14 protein-coding genes are annotated in these 17,881 nt (G+C 40.8%); 10 read left to right on the plus strand and 4 right to left on the minus strand.

All coding sequences use genetic code 11. From position 1 onward, the window contains the following. Window positions 1-74: 74 nt before the first annotated feature. From FD725_RS20785 to FD725_RS20805, 5 genes are all read left to right on the plus strand, one after another. Window positions 75-3,473, plus strand: a complete 3,399-nt coding sequence (locus FD725_RS20785) for a phycobilisome rod-core linker polypeptide (RefSeq protein WP_179049901.1) — start codon at window positions 75-77, stop codon at window positions 3,471-3,473. 453 nt (window positions 3,474-3,926) lie between these two features. Further along, window positions 3,927-4,412, plus strand: a complete 486-nt coding sequence (apcA, locus tag FD725_RS20790; RefSeq protein ID WP_179049902.1) for an allophycocyanin subunit alpha — start codon at window positions 3,927-3,929, stop codon at window positions 4,410-4,412. 65 nt (window positions 4,413-4,477) lie between these two features. Further along, complete coding sequence (gene apcB / locus FD725_RS20795) at window positions 4,478-4,966, plus strand: allophycocyanin subunit beta (protein WP_179049903.1); 489 nt, start codon at window positions 4,478-4,480, stop codon at window positions 4,964-4,966. Between the two features lie 212 nt (window positions 4,967-5,178). Then, window positions 5,179-5,385 (plus strand): phycobilisome linker polypeptide, encoded by a 207-nt coding sequence (locus FD725_RS20800; RefSeq protein WP_179049904.1) that lies wholly within the window; start codon window positions 5,179-5,181, stop codon window positions 5,383-5,385. A gap of 95 nt (window positions 5,386-5,480) precedes the next feature. Continuing rightward, window positions 5,481-6,299, plus strand: a complete 819-nt coding sequence (locus tag FD725_RS20805; RefSeq protein WP_179049905.1) for a SirB1 family protein — start codon at window positions 5,481-5,483, stop codon at window positions 6,297-6,299. A gap of 292 nt (window positions 6,300-6,591) precedes the next feature. Here the strand turns inward: FD725_RS20805 and FD725_RS20810 are convergent, their stop codons facing one another. Beyond that, entirely contained in the window at window positions 6,592-7,032 is a 441-nt protein-coding gene (locus FD725_RS20810) for an SRPBCC family protein (protein WP_179049906.1), read from the minus strand. Window positions 7,033-7,316: 284 nt separating this feature from the next. Between FD725_RS20810 and FD725_RS20815 the strand changes: the two genes are divergently transcribed. Continuing rightward, entirely contained in the window at window positions 7,317-8,966 is a 1,650-nt protein-coding gene (locus FD725_RS20815) for a mechanosensitive ion channel (RefSeq protein WP_179049907.1), read from the plus strand. Between the two features lie 114 nt (window positions 8,967-9,080). On the opposite strand, the gene FD725_RS20820 is transcribed toward FD725_RS20815, so the two are convergent. The 3 genes from FD725_RS20820 to FD725_RS20830 form a co-directional block, all read right to left on the minus strand. Next, window positions 9,081-10,409 carry an ATP-binding protein gene (locus tag FD725_RS20820; protein WP_179049908.1) on the minus strand — a complete coding sequence of 443 codons (1,329 nt, stop codon included), beginning with the start codon at window positions 10,407-10,409 and terminating at the stop codon, window positions 9,081-9,083. Window positions 10,410-10,548: 139 nt separating this feature from the next. Further along, complete coding sequence (locus FD725_RS20825; RefSeq protein WP_179049909.1) at window positions 10,549-11,814, minus strand: tellurite resistance TerB C-terminal domain-containing protein; 1,266 nt, start codon at window positions 11,812-11,814, stop codon at window positions 10,549-10,551. A gap of 152 nt (window positions 11,815-11,966) precedes the next feature. After that, window positions 11,967-13,286, minus strand: a complete 1,320-nt coding sequence (locus FD725_RS20830) for an ATP-binding protein (protein ID WP_179049910.1) — start codon at window positions 13,284-13,286, stop codon at window positions 11,967-11,969. Window positions 13,287-13,426: 140 nt separating this feature from the next. Between FD725_RS20830 and FD725_RS20835 the strand changes: the two genes are divergently transcribed. The 4 genes from FD725_RS20835 (at window position 13,427) to FD725_RS20850 (ending at window position 17,861) form a co-directional block, all read left to right on the plus strand. Next, on the plus strand, window positions 13,427-13,747 hold the full coding sequence (locus FD725_RS20835; RefSeq protein WP_179051624.1) for a TMEM14 family protein: 321 nt from the start codon (window positions 13,427-13,429) through the stop codon (window positions 13,745-13,747). 1,208 nt (window positions 13,748-14,955) lie between these two features. Then, window positions 14,956-16,194, plus strand: a complete 1,239-nt coding sequence (locus FD725_RS20840; RefSeq protein WP_179049911.1) for a phosphotransferase family protein — start codon at window positions 14,956-14,958, stop codon at window positions 16,192-16,194. 57 nt (window positions 16,195-16,251) lie between these two features. After that, complete coding sequence (locus tag FD725_RS20845) at window positions 16,252-17,340, plus strand: T3SS effector HopA1 family protein (protein WP_179049912.1); 1,089 nt, start codon at window positions 16,252-16,254, stop codon at window positions 17,338-17,340. A 74-nt stretch (window positions 17,341-17,414) separates the two neighbouring features. After that, a complete protein-coding gene (locus FD725_RS20850; RefSeq protein WP_179049913.1) occupies window positions 17,415-17,861 on the plus strand; it encodes a thioesterase family protein in 447 nt (148 codons plus the stop codon). Window positions 17,862-17,881 lie beyond the last annotated feature (20 nt).

The raw sequence follows: 17,881 nt of genomic DNA on the forward strand, positions 1-17,881 counted from the left end.
ACACCGATGTGTCAAGCCTCAAAGCGACCCAGACTTAACACATAAATGATTATGATGGGAGTTTTACAAATCCGATGAGTGTTAAGGCGAGTGGTGGAAGCTCAGTTGCGCGCCCGCAACTATATCAAACCCTAGCTGTGGCAACAATTACCCAAGCGGAACAGCAAGACCGCTTTTTGGGCAGGGGTGAACTAGATGAACTAGCGAGTTATTTTGCATCTGGTGCAAAACGTCTAGAAATTGCCCAAATTCTCACAGAGAATTCGGAGATTATTGTTTCTCGTGCGGCAAACCGGATTTTTGTTGGTGGTTCACCGATGGCTTTTTTAGAAAAGCCCAGAGAACCAGAACTGGCAATGGCGACTGTCGGTGGTGGTCGAGATGTGAGCGAAGGAATGAAACTGGGAACAGTTACCTATGTGGAAACTCGTGGTGGCTTCCTAGAAAATTTACGCTCTATCTTCAACACATCACCCAGCGGCCCGACCCCAGTAGGCTTTAGACCAATTAACATTGCCCGTTATGGCCCTGGTAACATGGCTAAGAGCTTGCGGGACTTGTCCTGGTTCTTGCGCTATGCTACTTATGCGATCGTGGCTGGTGACCCCAACATTATTGCTGTGAATACACGGGGTTTACGGGAAATCATTGAAAATGCTTGCTCTGGTGAAGCAACCCTAGTGGCTTTGCAAGAAATTAAATCAGCAGCACTGTCTTATTTCCGCAAAGACCCAGAAGCTACAGAGATTGTGGCTCAATACATGGATGTGTTGCTCACAGAATTCAAAGCACCCACACCATCTAACAAACTGCGCCAGCGCCCCTCATCTGACCAACAAGGGTTACAACTACCGCAAATTTATTTCAATGCGGCAGAACGTCGTCCCAAGTTTGTCATGAAGCCTGGGTTGTCTGCTAGCGAAAAAAATGAAGTAGTCAAAGCAGCCTATCGGCAAATCTTTGAGCGTGATATTACTCGCGCTTACAGCTTGTCGATATCTGACATTGAATCTAAAGTCAAAAACGGCGACATCTCGATGAAAGAGTTTGTCCGTCGTTTAGCAAAATCTCCGCTTTACCAAAAACAGTTTTACCAACCTTTTATTAACAGCCGAGTTATCGAACTAGCTTTCCGTCACATTTTGGGACGGGGGCCAAGTAGCCGGGAAGAAGTACAAAAATACTTCTCAATTATTTCTAATGGTGGTCTATCAGCTCTTGTAGATGCTTTGGTAGATTCTGCGGAATACGGCGATTACTTTGGCGAGGAGACAGTACCTTACTTGCGCGGTTTGGGTCAAGAAGCCCAAGAATGTCGCAACTGGGGGCCACAGCAAGACCTGTTTAACTACAGTGCGCCTTTCCGCAAAGTACCTCAGTTTATTACAACCTTTGCTGCTTACGAGCGGCCATTGCCAGACCAGCATCCTTATGGTTCTGGTAACGACCCCTTGGAAATTCAGTTTGGGGCAATTTTCCCGAAAGAAACTCGTAACCCTAGCACTAGCCCAGCTCCTTTTGGTAAGGATACTAGACGTATCTTGATTAACCAAGGCCCTGGTATTTATAACCAAGTTAGTAATCCTGGTGCGAGAGGTGTGGCTCCTGGTTCTCTAGGGCCGAAGGTGTTCAAATTAGACCAAATTCCCAGTACTATCGGCAAGAAAGCTGCTAAGGGTGCAAGTGTCAAGTTCTCAGAAAGCTCGACCCAAGCAGTAATTAGAGCTACTTACTTGCAAGTGTTTGGTCGGGATGTTTATGAAGGTCAACGGCTAAAAGTCCAAGAAATCAAGCTGGAAAACGGAGAAATTTCGATTCGGGAGTTTGTTCGGGCTTTAGCTAAGTCGGATCTATTCCGCAAGATGTACTGGACATCGTTGTATGTTTGTAAAGCGATCGAATATATTCACCGTCGCTTGTTGGGTCGTCCTACCTATGGTCGTCAAGAAAATAACAAGTACTTTGATATCGCTGCCAAAAAAGGTTTTTATGCTGTAGTTGATGCCATCATTGATAGCCTTGAGTACACAGAAACCTTCGGTGAAGATACGGTTCCTTACGAACGTTATTTGACTCCGGCTGGTGTGGCCTTGAGACAGTTACGGGTTGGTAGTATTCGAGAAGATGTGGCGAATGTTACCAAGGAAGAAACGCCACGCTTTGTGGAACTGGGTACAGTTACGGAAAATCGTACAGAACCCGATATTGATTTCCGCATCAAGCAAGGTGTTACCAAGCAGCGTGAACAAACTAAAGTTTTCAAACTAGTAGCGGGTAAAAAAGATAAAGCTAGTGTGAAAACTGTAATTAGTGCTGCTTATCGTCAGATATTTGAGCGCGATATTGCACCATACATTGCTCAGAATGAGTTCTCTGCTTGGGAAAGCAAACTGGGTAATGGTGAAATCACGGTGAAGGAATTTGTTGAAGGTCTGGGTTACTCGAATCTTTACCTGAAGGAATTTTACACACCATACCCCAACACCAAAGTAATTGAATTGGGAACCAAGCACTTCTTAGGACGTGCGCCAATTGATCAAGCAGAAATCCGCAAGTATAACCAAATTTTAGCTACCCAAGGGATTAAGGCTTTTATCAATGCTTTGGTAAATAGTGCGGAGTATCGTGAGGTATTTGGGGAAGATACAGTACCTTATCGGCGCTTCCCGACTTTACCGGCGGCGAATTTCCCGAACACAGAACGGTTGTATAACCAACTGACTAAGCAAAATAGTGATGTGGTTATACCCAGCTTTAAGCCCGTACAAGCCCGAATTCAGTCTGACAAGACACCGATTTTGGCGAAGGCGATCGCTGATTCTGCTGCCAAGGCCAGAGAAATTGACAAGACTAAGCCCTTGTTTATTGAACTGGGTCGTTCTTACAACGATGGTCGTGGACAGTCTGTAGAGGTGGGTGTAGGGACAACTCGTCGTAAACCTGCGCGCATTTATCGCGTGACTGATGGTACTAGCCAAGCCGAAAAACAACTGGTAATTAACGCTATTTACCGTCAGGTATTGGATGTATTTAGCGGACAAGTACCCGATTACTACCGCCGCAAAGATTTGGATAGCAAATTGCGGAACGGTGAAATTTCCGTGCGGGAGTTTGTGCGGGAATTGGCTAGTGCGGAAATCTATCGCAAGCGTTTCTACGCACCTTATCCCAACACCAAGGTGATTGAATTCCTATTCCGTCATTTGTTGGGACGTGCGCCTGCTACCCAAGGTGAAATCCGTCAGTACAACAAGCTGTTAGCTGATAGCGGTTTGCGGGCTGCTGTAGACACAATTGTGAGTAGCGCTGAATATAGCCGCTACTTCGGTGAAGATGTGGTTCCTTACCCCCGCTTCCCATCACTACCCGCAGGTAACTACCTGGGTAGCGTACAAGCAGCAGCTGATTTAGTGAAACAATCTTGGTCTAGTTTGTCGCCATCGACGATTACCAGTAGAGCTAGCGATCGCTAAATCTAGAACATAGGGACTGGGGACTGGGGATTTGCCTCATACCCAATCCCTTCACTGATTAGGGACTGGAAACTGGGGACTGGGGACTGGGACGGGGTACTAGAAAAGATTTTTTTAATACCCAATACCTAATCCCCAATACCTAGTAACCACTCCCTAGCTTTGCATTGCTCACTGTTAAAATCACAGTGAATCTGAAAGCAAATGTTACAAAGTATTAAGAGCAGTCATAAATGCTCAACAGAATGCCGGAGAATATTTTGCGTAAGGTTGCTGAGTTTAAAAGCTTGTGTAGTTGTGTTAACTCAAGCGAACTTGTAATGTAAAGACAATAGCAGTCACTTCTTTTACTGCTGTGTCTACATGATGAGAGAATAATCTCAGTCAACCAAATTTAAAATCGCACCAGTTTAATCAAATTCTGGTTTCATTTCGTACTGGAGGAATCCATTAATGAGTATCGTCACGAAGTCCATCGTGAATGCTGACGCAGAAGCCCGCTACCTCAGCCCTGGCGAATTAGATCGGATCAAGAGCTTTGTTGCTGGTGGTCAGCAACGCCTACGTATCGCTCAAGTTTTGACCGATAACCGTGAGCGTCTAGTTAAGCAAGCTGGTGACCAACTGTTCCAAAAACGCCCTGATGTTGTTTCCCCTGGTGGTAACGCATACGGTCAAGAATTGACTGCTACCTGCTTACGTGACCTAGATTATTACCTCCGTCTTGTTACCTACGGAATCGTAGCTGGTGACGTTACTCCCATCGAAGAAATCGGTATCATCGGTGTCCGGGAAATGTACCAATCCCTCGGTACTCCTATCGCTGCAGTTGGTGAAGGTGTACGTGCATTGAAGAATGCAGCTGCAAGCCTCCTCTCCTCTGAAGATGCTGCTGAAGCTGGCTCTTACTTTGACTACGTAGTAGGTGCGTTGCAGTAGGGTGCAGCTGTTTCCCTGCTGAAACTGGAATATTGCAATAAGGTTGGAAATAAGGAATTAACAACATGGCTCAAGATGCAATCACCGCCGTCATTAACTCTGCTGACGTGCAAGGTAAGTACCTCGATACCGCAGCTTTAGAAAAGCTCAAAGCTTACTTCTCCACCGGCGAACTGCGCGTCCGTGCTGCTACAACAATCAGCGCTAACGCAGCTGCGATCGTTAAAGAAGCTGTAGCTAAATCTTTGTTATACTCTGACATCACCCGTCCCGGTGGTAATATGTACACCACCCGTCGCTATGCTGCTTGCATCCGCGACTTGGATTACTACCTACGCTATGCTACCTACGCTATGCTAGCTGGCGATCCTTCCATCCTGGACGAGCGTGTATTAAACGGTTTGAAAGAAACCTACAACTCCTTGGGCGTACCCGTCGGCGCTACTGTACAAGCTATCCAAGCCATCAAAGAAGTAACCGGTAGCTTGGTTGGTGCTGATGCTGGTAAAGAAATGGGTGTTTACTTAGACTATATCTCCTCTGGCTTAAGCTAGGAGCATTTTCGCACTGAGTTAAGTTAGGTGCGGTTTAATTAAGGTCTGGAAATCAATTGTGAGTGCTAGGACGTTCTATTGCTTAGAATATGAGTATTAGCGGTCTGGTATTGACGCTTGATTTCCAGCCTTTGATTGATTAATTTAAAGATTTCGCTTCAGAATTTTTGAGATAAAGAATTTTCCCAGATACCAATAGGAGATTTCCGATCATGGCTCGTTTGTTTAAAATTACCGCTCTTGTTCCTAGCCAAAGCCGTATTCGTACCCAGCGCGAACTACAAAACACCTATTTCACTAAGCTAGTTCCTTATGAAAATTGGTTCCGCGAACAGCAACGTATTCAAAAAGCGGGTGGCAAAATTATCAAAGTGGAATTGGCAACTGGTAAGCAAGGTGCTAATGCAGGCTTGCGGTAATTGCTATAGGTCGAGAATTATTATAGTTAAGTTATGAAAGAGGTCTAGATAGACCTCTTTTTTGTGTGTTAATGACCTCAACGCAGGATTAGCTTATGAATTTCTCGTCAGCACGACAGTATTTTTATCAAGAGATTCAGCAACCTGACGAGTATATTGACTTAGCAAAGGCTGCTTTGTATGTTGCTCAGGAAGAATACCCGGAATTGGATGTAGAGGAATATTTAAACGCTCTTGATACAATGGCGGATGAGGTGGGAGAACGGTTGCCATCTTCACGGTATCCATTGCGGGTGATTCAGAGTATCAACCAATATCTGTTTGATGATTTAGGATTTGTCGGGAATCAAACGGACTATTACGATCCGCGTAACAGCTTTTTCAATGATGTAATTGACCGTCGATTGGGTATTCCGATCACTTTATCCTTAGTTTATTTGGAGATTGCCCGTAGGATTGATTTTCCTATGGAAGGGGTGGGAATGCCAGGACATTTTCTCATTCGTCCGGCTATTTCGGAGATGGAAATTTTCGTCGATGCGTTTAATCGCGGTGAGGTGATGTTTGCAGCAGATTGTCAAGATAAACTGACACAGATGTTTCAACAACCCGTGACTTTACGACCAGAATTTTTGGCTACAGTTAGTAAACGGCAATTTTTAGCAAGAATTCTGACTAATTTGAAGTATATTTACTTAAAAAAGCAGCAGATAGAAAAGAGTTTAGCTGTAGTTGAAAGAATTTTGTTGCTATTTCCTGATGCAACTTCCGAATTACGCGATCGCGGTTTTCTCTACTATCAACTAGGTTACTATCCCCAGGCTACGAAAGACTTACAAATATACCTGGAAAATGTCCCAGATGCCGAAGATGCAATGAGTATTCGGTGGTTGCTGAAGGAGATGAGGGAGTGAGGGAGTGAGGGGTGCAGGGGTGCAGGGGAGAAGAAGAAATGCTAAGAGGTTGTTTGAAAAGTGGTTGACTGTGATTTTAAGCACTTATCGATCCCCCCTAACCCCCCTTAAAAAGGGGGGAACTATAATCAAAGTCCCCCTTTTGAAGGGGAGCCAGCGCCGTGGGCGGGTTTCCCGACTTGAGGCGACTGGCGTGGATTTAGGAGGATCTGAAAGTATTTGATACATGATTAAGGACTTTTAAAACATCCTCTAATGACTAATGACTAATGACTATTGACCAATGACCAATTCACTGACTTTCTGCGACACGTTTAAGTCGGCGGAGTTGGGCTTGCATATCTTGTTGTGTCCACGTGGCGGCGAAGGTGTTGAAGCCCCAGCTTACTAGGGGGTTAGGGATGTCGAATTCAAAGCGGTTGATGAGTTTAGTTCCTTGGGCTATGGGTTGACATTCCCAGCGATCGCTTCCTTGAAAAAATCCTTTAAACCCCCACACTACCACGCCTGGTTGCCTTTCGACAACGATGGTGTCGAGGGTGGGTTGTAGTAGGGGGATTTGAATTATAAAGCGGCTTTTAGCACCTATATCTGTACTCCAGGTTTCACCCACAGGTTCGCAGCGTAGAACGGGGTTTAGCCAACGGTGCATCAGGGTTAAATCGGTAATACAACGTTCCACAACTGTGGCTGTGGCGTTAATTTGAATTGATTGTTCTAAAACTTGAGACATGGGGATAATGTCAATTCAAAATTCAAAATTCGTCTTGGAAAGTTAGGCGGGACGGAAACCGACACCGCCTACTTTCCGCAAAATTCAAAGCTTAAAAATTCAGTGTGATTATTAGGTATTTTTCTTTGTAAAAAATTACTCTTGTGACCCACTCTTCATAATATATTGCTTGGTAAATTAAAACGCAAAACACTTTTAAAAACCTAGAGTTTAGTATTGTGGATCACAATCTGCTCTATTAGTATTACCAGTGTTCTGCTGCATACTATATAATTCCGGAAAACATGAATACAACGTGGCAAGGAATATACCAAGTAACAAAAGTTGGTTTGTGGTGGCAGGCGCAGCAATTTTTGGCACAGTCACCGACTACATTACAACAACTAGCAACTCAGAATACGGGCGTGGCTGATTTGCAAGGCATTTTTCAACCAGTGTTACAGTTTACACCCAGATTGTTGGGGGCGGCGGCGATTTTGTTGGTGGGTTGGTTGATTGCAGCGATCGCCGCTACGGTAGTTAAAGGTATTCTCAATCGCACAAATCTAGATAATCAGATTGCGGCTGGGGTGACGGGTCAGTCAGATGTTCCCCAGGTGGAGAAATTAATCTCTGGCTTGGTGTTTTGGAGTATTATTCTGCTGACGGTGGTTGCTGTCTTGCAGTCTTTGGGTTTAGAGGTTGCGTCTCGACCTTTGAATAATTTCCTTGAGCAACTGCTTGGTTTTTTACCTAAAGTAGTAGGCACAGGAATTCTTTTGGGTGTGGCTTGGATTTTAGCCACGTTGATTAAGATTGTGACGATTCGTGGACTAAAGGCAGTCAGGTTAGATGAACGGTTGCGGCAAAATGGTGGAGATGATTATCTCAGCTTAGATCGTCTGTCTTTGAGTGAGACGATTGGTAATGCTTTATATTGGTTTATCTTTTTGCTATTCCTTGTCCCTGTTCTCGATACTTTGGGTCTGAGAGAAGCATTAAGACCAGTCCAAGCCCTGATTACAGAAATTTTGTCAATTCTGCCCAATATCTTGGCAGCGACCTTGATAGCAATTTTAGGCTGGTTTCTGGCGAATATTGTGCAGCGCATTGTCAGTAATTTGCTGGCGACAACAGGCATAGATCATTTAGGGAGTCGCTTTGGGTTATCTTCAGCCGCAGGTGGGCAATCTTTATCCACGATTATCGGCACGATAATTTATGTGTTGATTTTGATTCCTGTGGCGATCGCTTCTCTCAATGCGTTAAAAATTGAGGCGATTTCTGTGCCAGCGATCGCTATGTTACAGCAAATTCTCAATGCTTTGCCTGGAATTTTTACGGCTGTGGCAATTTTGATTGTGGCTTTCTTTTTGGGACGGTTTGTCGGGGATTTAGTCACCAGCATCCTCACCAGTTTGGGCTTCAATAATATTTTTGCCATCTTGGGTTTACCTATACCCACAACTCGACCAGTGGCTGATGGTGAAGCTACAACTCGTATTCCCACTCGTACACCGTCAGAAGTTGCCGGTGTTATTGTGTTGGTGGGGATTGTCTTATTTGCCACTGTCGCGGCTGTCAATATCTTGAATATTCCCGCACTGACGGTTCTGGTAACTGGTATTTTGGTGATTATCGGGCGGATTTTAGCTGGGTTGGTAGTGTTTGCGATCGGGTTATTTTTAGCTAATCTGGCGTTTAACCTCATTAGCAGTTCTGGTGACAGACAAGCGAGAATTTTAGCTCAAGTTGCCCGAATTGCAATTATCGCTTTAGTTTCCGCTATGGCGTTACAGCAAATTGGCGTGGCTAGTGATATTGTTAATCTAGCATTTGGCTTGTTGTTGGGAGCGATCGCTGTGGCTATTGCTTTAGCCTTTGGTCTTGGTGGTCGAGATATTGCCCGCGAACAGGTGCGAGAATGGCTAGATTCTTTCAAAAATCAAAGCTAGAACACTAAACAATGTAGGTTGGGTTAAGCGGAGCGCAACCCAATACCGATCTTGATGTTGGATTTCCTTACATCAACCCAACCTACTGCTTCTTCTGATTCTGGATTGTCATAATCACAAACTAAATTCAGCCGCATTATCATCGCTAACTTGTGCATCTTGACCCACAGTAGTCGGTTTAAAACTATCTCCATGAATCAGTTCAGTAAACTTAATAGCTGGATTGTGATGTAGGATATTTAACACACTAATAAAATCTCGCACAATTTCTCCTGGTGTGAGTAGTGCTTCTGCACCTAAACGACCAACAATTTCTTTGACAAATTCTTGTAATTCCCGATTGGTTAAAGTCTTATCATAACCAAAATGCAAAGAATGAATCTCAGTTAGACGTTGCAAAAGTGTCAGAATTTCGGCTTCACTTAAAGGGTTAAGGCGGATAACTGGCCCTAAAAATTCTTGTACATCAGATTGGGTAGTAAAACGGCTTTCTTTGGTGCGTCTACGCCAAGCTTGATCTGCGAAAAGTCCCCTGTTGGGGTCTTCTAAAAATTTAGTGGTTCCACCAACAACAATACCTAAATGTTCGGCTTTGCATTGCATGGTGTCATTAAACATTGTGAGCAGTCGATTATAATTTTTTTCGCGGGTGACTGTAGTTGATATTTGATAAAGATTGACTGCTTCATCTAACATGATTAACAGTCCTTTGTGACCAATTTCCGCGACAAATTTAGCTAGCAATTTGATATAGTCATACCAACTATCATCATCAATAATTACGCGCACACCTAAAGCGGATCTAGCCTCAGTTTTAGTGTTAAATTCGCCTCTTAGCCAACGCAAGGCAGAGTTCTTTAAATCATCATCATCTAAGCGATAACCTCGCCAGTAGGCAACAATTACACTACCAAAATCAAACCCGTGAACTAAGTCTTCTATATACTGAACTACTTCTCTAATTTTGGCTTCTACTTGGTCATCAAAACCTTCATCGTTGGGACGGAGTTCAGTTTCTTTTACTACTTCTTGCTGAATTTTATTAATCCAACCTTCTAAAATGGAAACTAAAGCACCGCCATCGGGACGAGTTTTTGTAGACAAGTGACTCATTAATTCTCGATAAGTTGCTAAACCTTCATTGTTGCTGCCGGCTAGGCGGCGTTCTGAAGATAAATCAGCATCAGCTACAACAAAACCTAACTCCATTGCTCGGTTACGAAGCATCTGGAGCATGAAGCTTTTTCCCGAACCATAGTTGCCAATTATAAACCGAAATGCGGCAACCCCTTCAGCAATATCATCGAGGTTTTGTAATAGGCTTTTAAGTTCTTGTTCTCGACCAACTGCTATATGTTCAACACCTAATCTGGGAACCACACCTGCACCCAGAGAATTTATTAAAGCCGTAGAAGTTTTTTTCGAGATTTTCAGCTTTGCCATGTAGTGATAGAGTAATGAGTGATGAGTGCTGTTAGCGGTAGCGGGGCGATGAGCAGCGTGCTGAGTTAAAAGTAAAATACTCTCATCTCTAGCCCCTAGTCTTTTGATATTTAAGAATTTTACAACGAGGTAGATATATTTAATTTGATGAGACGTGTCTAGTTGTTAATTTTTCATATAAGGCGATGATTTGTCTGGTATTTATTTTGTATTCTGGATAAACTGCTGGTGATTCTAAATCTGTATCAATAATTAACTCCCCAATCGTATCATTAGCTCGTTCATTAATTGCATCAATTAACAGATTAGGCATAGTAATATTAGCCTCAGCAATTTTTTTAATGACTGCCTTGGGATTATCTTGTTCGACAATGGCTTTTAATACTTGGATTTCATACTCCGTTAATTGCTGGAAAAACTGATGCCATGTTTCGGGTATATCTTCTGCTGTATCTAGATTTTCTAGTAAGTTGGAAAATTGTCCAAAGTCGATACTTTCTGTAGATGAAATTTCCTCTGTAGGTTCTTGATTAAAAGTTTCTATTTGTTGTAGTAGTTCCCATACTTGACTTTGGAGAAAGTCACGTTCCTGTTGTAAAAGCGTAATTTGGTTTTGTATTTGTTGTAATACAGATTGTTGTTGAGTGCTTTGATTTTGCAGAGAGGTGAGACTGGCAATTATCGTCGCTTTTTCGTTATTGGCATCTACTATAGATTGATTTCGATGATTTTTCTCTATTTCTAAATCTTGAATTTCAATGCGTAATTCATAGAGTTTTTCTTCTAGCTGTGGTTTAATTCTACCTAACAAGGTTAAACTACTTTCAACTTCTTGTTTTTCTCTTTGGAGGTCGTTAATTTGGTTTTGTAACTGGGTAACTTCTGTTCTATGAGTATAAATACTAGATTCTACCTGACGTTTTTCTGCTGTCAGTGTTGATAAGGCATTATTTAGTTCTACTTGATTTTGCTCTAAGTTGCGAATTTGAGTTTTTATATTATTAGCATCTAATTCTAATTGCTTTTTTTGACTGGCGAAATTCCCTAAATCTCGATGCAGGCTATCTCTTTGGTGACGACAATCTACAATTTGATTTTGCAGTTGTTTTGATTCTGCATATAGTAGACTACGATGAGCTTCTAGTTGCTCAATTTCTTTGACTACACGAGATTTTAGTCCCTCCATTTCTTTAATATGCTTACGCAGGGAACTTAAAAGTAGTAGTTCATAATTTCTGCGTCGCCTATCTACAAATAAAGCGGCTGCATAGGTGGCAATGACTGTAATTGAACCTGTGAAAAAAGCTTGATTAAAATCCCATTTGGGGACTAAACTCAGTCCAAAACTCACACTAAAGGCAACTATGCCTAAGATAAACCGATTACTGACTATTACTGATTGCATATTGCTGATTTTTAGCGTAGTTAGGTTTTAGAATAGGCAACTTATCAATTGATGCAGCCTCATAGTTTTGCTCTGACATCTTTAGTTGTATGTGTTTGTGCATAAGATTGTTGTGAAAGTAACAAAATATTGAAATCATGCAACAATTATTTTCATGATTGGCCATCTACAGGATTGTGATTTGCGCCAAATAGTGCTATGTCTGCTTGCAAGAAGTCAACAAATTGTCTTGCTGTCCTGCCTGAACGACCATTATGGCGTGTTGCCCATTGTAATGCTTGATATTCTAAATCTTCTGGACTCAGAGTAATTTCGGCTTGTGCTGCTAAATGCTTGACTATTTGTAAATATGTTTTTTGATCGGCAACTTCAAAGGTTAAAGTTAAACCAAAGCGATCGCTAAAGGAAAGTTTCTCCTGCATCGTATCCCCAGCATGGACTTCTTCTTGATCCTTGGGATTTGGTCTATCGACAAAAAATTCTCGAATTAAATGACGGCGGTTAGATGTAGCATAGACAACTACATTTTGTGGGCGTGCTGTGAGGTTGCCTTCCAACACTACCTTCAGCGCTTTAAAAGCGTCATCATCCTCTTCAAAGGATAAATCATCAACAAAAATAATAAATTTCTGTGGGACTTCTCGTAAGTGTTCCACAATAGTTGGTAAATCTTGTAAATTTGATTTTGTCACTTCTAGTAACCGCAGGTGGCGATCGCTATACTTATTTAATAAAGCTTTGACTAGAGAAGATTTGCCAGCCCCGCGACTACCATAAAGTAATACGTGCAGTGCTGTCTGTCCTGATAAGAGAAATTCTGTATTTTTTAATAAAGCTTCTTGTTGCCACTCATACCCCACAAGTTGATGCAACGTTACTGTATCTGGGTGGGGAATACCCACAAATTTTCCATCTTGCCAACGTAAAGCACGGTATTGAGCAAATAAACCTACACCATATTGGTAATAATAAGCTGCTAAATCTTCTATACCATCTGCCCAATTTTCTAGATGCTGTAAGGAAAATCCGGTGTGTTCTTGTTCCAGATACCAGACTACAGGAGAAATGGGTAAATGAGCTACAGTTTGCACCCACTGACTCAAAATTGCACTACTACATTCATACAGATGCTGCAAAACTTGTAAATCATGCTTGGTGGCGGCAACCAATGCTGGTGGTAAGTCGGCAAATTTTTGCTTTTGTGCCAGCCGACTAAAAGGATTCTCATCTATGAGAATATGAGAAATCAGGTAATTTTCCCAATTTTGCTTGCTGTTAGCTAATTTGTGGAAATAATTGCCATAGGCTTGTAGGCAACCTCTAGCATCCGCGTCATTGTAACGTATGGCTTGCAACAGTTCCAGAAATGCCATCCCGATATCAGTCTGGAGAACTGACTGATAAAGTAAAAGTGAGGCTGCTTGGCGTTGCAGAAATTGCACCTGGGGAGAGAAAGAAGTACTTGCCGACATCACGAGGATTTTAGGGGGTGAGAGAGTTAGGGAGTGAGGGAATGAGAGACAAGGAAGGGGACAAGGGGAAAATAATTTTGACTGTTGACTAATGACTAATGACTAATGACTATTGACTATTGACTAAACAAGGTTTAACCATGAATTTAAGTATAATTGCAGCGATCGCCTATGGTACTCTAGCGATTATTGGTGGCATTATTGGCTACTTTCAGGCTCGTAGTCAAGTTTCTCTCTTCAGTGGTATTGTTAGTGGTTTATTGTTAATTTTTGCTGCTTACCTCCAAATCCAAGGAAATACCTGGGGATTGATTTTAGCAATTGTTGTTAATGCTATTTTGGTAGTGGTTTTTGCATTCAGATTGAATAAAACACGCAAGTTTATGCCTGCTGGATTAATGACTATCTTAGGGATGCTGTCGTTGGTAGTGTTGGTTAATCAGTTAATTGTGTCTAGATAGTTATTGTCAATTTATAGTACTTTTGTATTGTTTTAATGTAAAGATACAACGCGAGAATTCAATAAAACTTATAGGACTTACGCAGGGCGAATATAATTCGCTAATACACAGGCAAAGTCTGCCTACGCAGACTCATGAAAACTCAAGTATTTTCAACCCACGTAGGTGGGTTTTGTCTGTGTAGCCGCGACTTCTAGTCGCTTTTCAAACAACCTCTAAGATACATCGTTACAGTTTTTTGAAAAAAATAGTTATTACTCAGCTAAAGTATCCGGTTCTTCGATCTGCTGGTTGATAAATAAAAATAATACCTCATATCAAATTAATGGCCTTAATAGTGTAGGTTTTTACCTTTTGTACTTAAAACTTTGGTTTTAGGGTGTAGAGGTAAAAGCAATGATCATGCTTAATATGAGTTTTAACGTCATTACTCATTGCTTGATTAAAAATCTACACTTTTCAGCTACTCCCTACTTTCTGCCTCTCGTGCTGCACGCACCACACAAGTAAGTTTAAAAATTAAAGCAGATTACTATATTAGATTTTATCAAGTCATTTGATGAATCTTCAATATATCAACTAAGCATAAATACTAAGACATCTATCTAAGGATAGTTGTTAAAAGTATTTATTGCAGTTATCGAGCGAATTTAGAGATTAAAAGGTCAGTAATTAATAGTCGTTAAAATTTGCTATACAAATAATACATTATGTTATATTTTATACATAAAAGTGTATTAGAATTAACTATTATGTAGTCATAAGCAGAGAAAAAATAATGTAATAAACACAGCCTAAATGCTTTCTTAGCAGTATCTATAGGCTGGAAGATGATTAAATCAATCACCTTTGCCAACATAAATAACAAAAGTAAAAATTATTACTTACCAAAAGGCAACCGAATCAATTATAAATTTTAAAAATCATCAAAAACTACCATAAAAATTGCGCGTCAAATATTTATATTTCTTGGATAACTAAATGAATAAATTTAAAGATTCAATAGGGATAACACTAGAATTTAAAGCAAAAATGAAGGTGATTTTGCCATTTTGGCAGGCATCAATAAAACAAATGAGATATTAATAGATAAGAGCAATCATGATCGATATTCATATACTTGTTGTTATCTACCTAGAGTGTTAAAGCTACACCAATCTTATGATCAGGTGATTATCCCAGCAATTTTACGAACTAGGACATAATCAATGTTATTATCACTATCTTCTCAAAATGTTATTCAGTATCTGCAAGCAGCAGGACTGTGTGGCTTAGAAGATGGCACATCAGATAAAATTGAGTTGCCAGAAAGTAACAAGAAGAATTTCAATTTAGTAGTGAAGTTAGCAGATAATCGTCAACTGCTAGTTAAACAAGAACGTCAGATTGATCATGAAGGAATTCTTCATGAATTGTTTAACGAATGGCGATTTCATCAGCTATTACAAGAGTTTCCCGTTCTCGGTAATATTTCTCTGATCACTCCACTAGTACAATATTATGATGAAGAAAACTCTATCCTTGTTCGCAGCTATTTCGGCGAATACTTAGATTTAAGTAAGTTTTATCAAGATCACAATATTTTCCCACCAGAGATAGCACAAGCGATCGCCACAACCTTAGCGGCGTTACATCGAGCAACATTTCAAGGTAAAGAATATCGTAAATTTATGGCGACTGCGCCACAAGGACAGTTCCGCTATCACTTTTATAATCCAGCCCAAGGGATAGGTTCGCTGACTCCAGAGATTTTGGCTAAGGTTCCTAGTGAAGCGTTAAAATTTCACATTCTCTATCAACGTTATGAGAGTTTAGAAGCAGCGATCGCGGATTTAGCATATGAGTGGGATGCTTGCTGTCTGACTCACAACGATTTAACGCTCAACAATATATTAATTCATTCTCGCTGGAATCAACTAGATAATTGCCTAGTGCGATTGATTGATTGGGAAACTTGTACTTGGGGAGATCCAGCTTTTGATTTAGGCACTATCTTAGCCAGCTATTTAGCAATTTGGCTTAACAGCTTAGTGATAGATCCGACTATGGAATTAGAAGACTCTCTACAACTAGCAATGACACCATTAGAGGAGATTCAACCATCATTAATAGCCATATTACAAGCTTATCTCAAAGCTTTTCCGATGATTTTAGAATATCGTCGTGATTTTGTGGTAAAAGTTATCCAGTTTACAGGATTAGCTCTAATTAATCAAATCAAATCAAAGATTAATAACTGTAAATTATTTAATAGTTCTGATATTTATATGCTTCATGTAGCCAAAAATCTGCTAATTATGCCTGAGCAATCTATCCTCAGTATTTTCGGTGTTTCCGAGGCTGAAATCCTCTCTCAGGTAGCCAGTCTCCATAAAATATCACAACCTGATAAAGAACAACAATTAGTTCGTCTTTATTACGAAAATACCCGCTTACGTGGTTGCTAAATACTATGTAGGGTTTGTCTGAGTATCAATTGTCAATTTAGAATTTGGAATTGATTAATGCTAGAATCTGCTGCTAATTCAATGTTCAATTCTCTGAGAGATATTACTACCAATATCCAAATTGAGCCACATTTTTGTATTCATCATCCCAGTTATCAGCCTTTTGCTCTACCCTCGAAAATAGCAGATAGATTTCAGCAAAATTCGGCTGCCTTACAGAATAAATATCTAGCTTTACTGCTGCGGAATTTTCTTTATGGCATCTATTACAATGGTGTCTTACAAAATAGTTTGGCAGTTGATGAACAAAGTCACTACCAAATACCGCAAAATTTAGCAACTAATGTGATTGCGGGTATCGATTGGAAATTTTATGAACAACTGCAAGCTAGCAATCATGGTCAAGGTTATTTTGATCCATGTTGGCAGGTATTAAGAAAAGAACCTGATGGTAGTATGGCAGTGACTAAAAGTGGTTTAACCTTATATATCGAGCCTGATTGCCATCTCAAACCAGGAAAAAAATCTGCGGCTATTGGGGAATCAGTAGCAATTTGGATGCCCAACAATCGCTTACATAATGGCTATTACTTAGCTGTGAGTAATGTGGGACAAGAACAGCAAGCACATCCCGATGGTGATTTAGGTACGGGGAGGATTTATTTTAACTTTACCGCATCCGGAGCGATCGCTCTCATGGATAGCTTAACCCAGCAATTAAATGCAGCAGCGATTCCCTTCACTTTTCAAGTTATCTATAATCCCTGTGCTTACGGACGTTATGATGCAGGTGTACTCTACTTTGAACACGACGACTACCCAGCACTCCACAAAATTCTGCAAGCTACATATCAAGAACATCAAGCTTATTTTCAACCAGAAATACCTTTATTCACTAAGTTTTTAGCACCAGGGTTAGGTTTAGCTGAAGAACCAACCCAAAAGTTTGCCGCACAAGAAAGTTTTGGCATGAATCGTTGTCAAATTGTCGCTAATGCGTTGTTAGAAGCTTGGTATAAAGGTAAGAACGCAGTCGAAGAACGGATGAAGACAATTAACCAACATTTTCAACGCCATTCTATAGACTTGCAGCGTCCTTATCTCAACCCTACCTCTGAAGATATATATTCACCTTTAAAGTTATAAGTTGTCTCAAGCAGAGTAATATTATTTTTGAGAGTAAGCTAAAAACTTACTCTTTTTGTTTGAGATTTTTAAATATGACATTTACATATCACCGGACAATCAAATTTTCCGATACTGATGCTGCTGGAGTCGTTTATTTTGCTAACATCCTCAGCATTTGCCATGAAGCCTATGAGGAATCCTTAGCAGCATCAGGAATTAATATGCAAGAGTTTTTTACTAATCCCTCTGTAGCTTTCCCTATCGTTCATGCGAATGTAGACTTTTTTCGACCAATCTTTTGTGGAGATAAAATACTAGTCCAATTAGTCCCTCAAAAACTAGGTTTAGAAAAGTTTGAAATTAACTATGAAATTTCTTTAGATGCAGTAGTAGTAGCTAAGGCAATTACTCGACACGTTTGTATTGATGCTATTAGTAGAAGTAAGCAAGAGTTATCTGCTGAAATTACCCAATGGCTAGAAAGTAACCGCCGAGAAGCTGAGGGTGCAGAAAGGCGAAAAGCGCGAGAGGTTATTTAACTAATTTATGCTGCTCGAAT

Source organism: Nostoc sp. TCL26-01 (assembly GCF_013393945.1).
GTDB lineage: Bacteria > Cyanobacteriota > Cyanobacteriia > Cyanobacteriales > Nostocaceae > Trichormus.

Coding starts and splice junctions, on each gene's coding strand:
- FD725_RS20840 (WP_179049911.1), top strand. CDS start 14,956: ATGTTATTATCACTATCTTCTCAAAATGTTATTCAGTATCTGCAAGCA.
- FD725_RS20805 (WP_179049905.1), top strand. CDS start 5,481: ATGAATTTCTCGTCAGCACGACAGTATTTTTATCAAGAGATTCAGCAA.
- apcB (WP_179049903.1), top strand. CDS start 4,478: ATGGCTCAAGATGCAATCACCGCCGTCATTAACTCTGCTGACGTGCAA.
- FD725_RS20830 (WP_179049910.1), bottom strand. CDS start 13,286: ATGTCGGCAAGTACTTCTTTCTCTCCCCAGGTGCAATTTCTGCAACGC.
- FD725_RS20835 (WP_179051624.1), top strand. CDS start 13,427: ATGAATTTAAGTATAATTGCAGCGATCGCCTATGGTACTCTAGCGATT.
- FD725_RS20785 (WP_179049901.1), top strand. CDS start 75: ATGAGTGTTAAGGCGAGTGGTGGAAGCTCAGTTGCGCGCCCGCAACTA.
- FD725_RS20800 (WP_179049904.1), top strand. CDS start 5,179: ATGGCTCGTTTGTTTAAAATTACCGCTCTTGTTCCTAGCCAAAGCCGT.
- FD725_RS20820 (WP_179049908.1), bottom strand. CDS start 10,409: ATGGCAAAGCTGAAAATCTCGAAAAAAACTTCTACGGCTTTAATAAAT.
- FD725_RS20825 (WP_179049909.1), bottom strand. CDS start 11,814: ATGCAATCAGTAATAGTCAGTAATCGGTTTATCTTAGGCATAGTTGCC.
- FD725_RS20810 (WP_179049906.1), bottom strand. CDS start 7,032: ATGTCTCAAGTTTTAGAACAATCAATTCAAATTAACGCCACAGCCACA.
- FD725_RS20815 (WP_179049907.1), top strand. CDS start 7,317: ATGAATACAACGTGGCAAGGAATATACCAAGTAACAAAAGTTGGTTTG.
- FD725_RS20850 (WP_179049913.1), top strand. CDS start 17,415: ATGACATTTACATATCACCGGACAATCAAATTTTCCGATACTGATGCT.
- apcA (WP_179049902.1), top strand. CDS start 3,927: ATGAGTATCGTCACGAAGTCCATCGTGAATGCTGACGCAGAAGCCCGC.
- FD725_RS20845 (WP_179049912.1), top strand. CDS start 16,252: ATGCTAGAATCTGCTGCTAATTCAATGTTCAATTCTCTGAGAGATATT.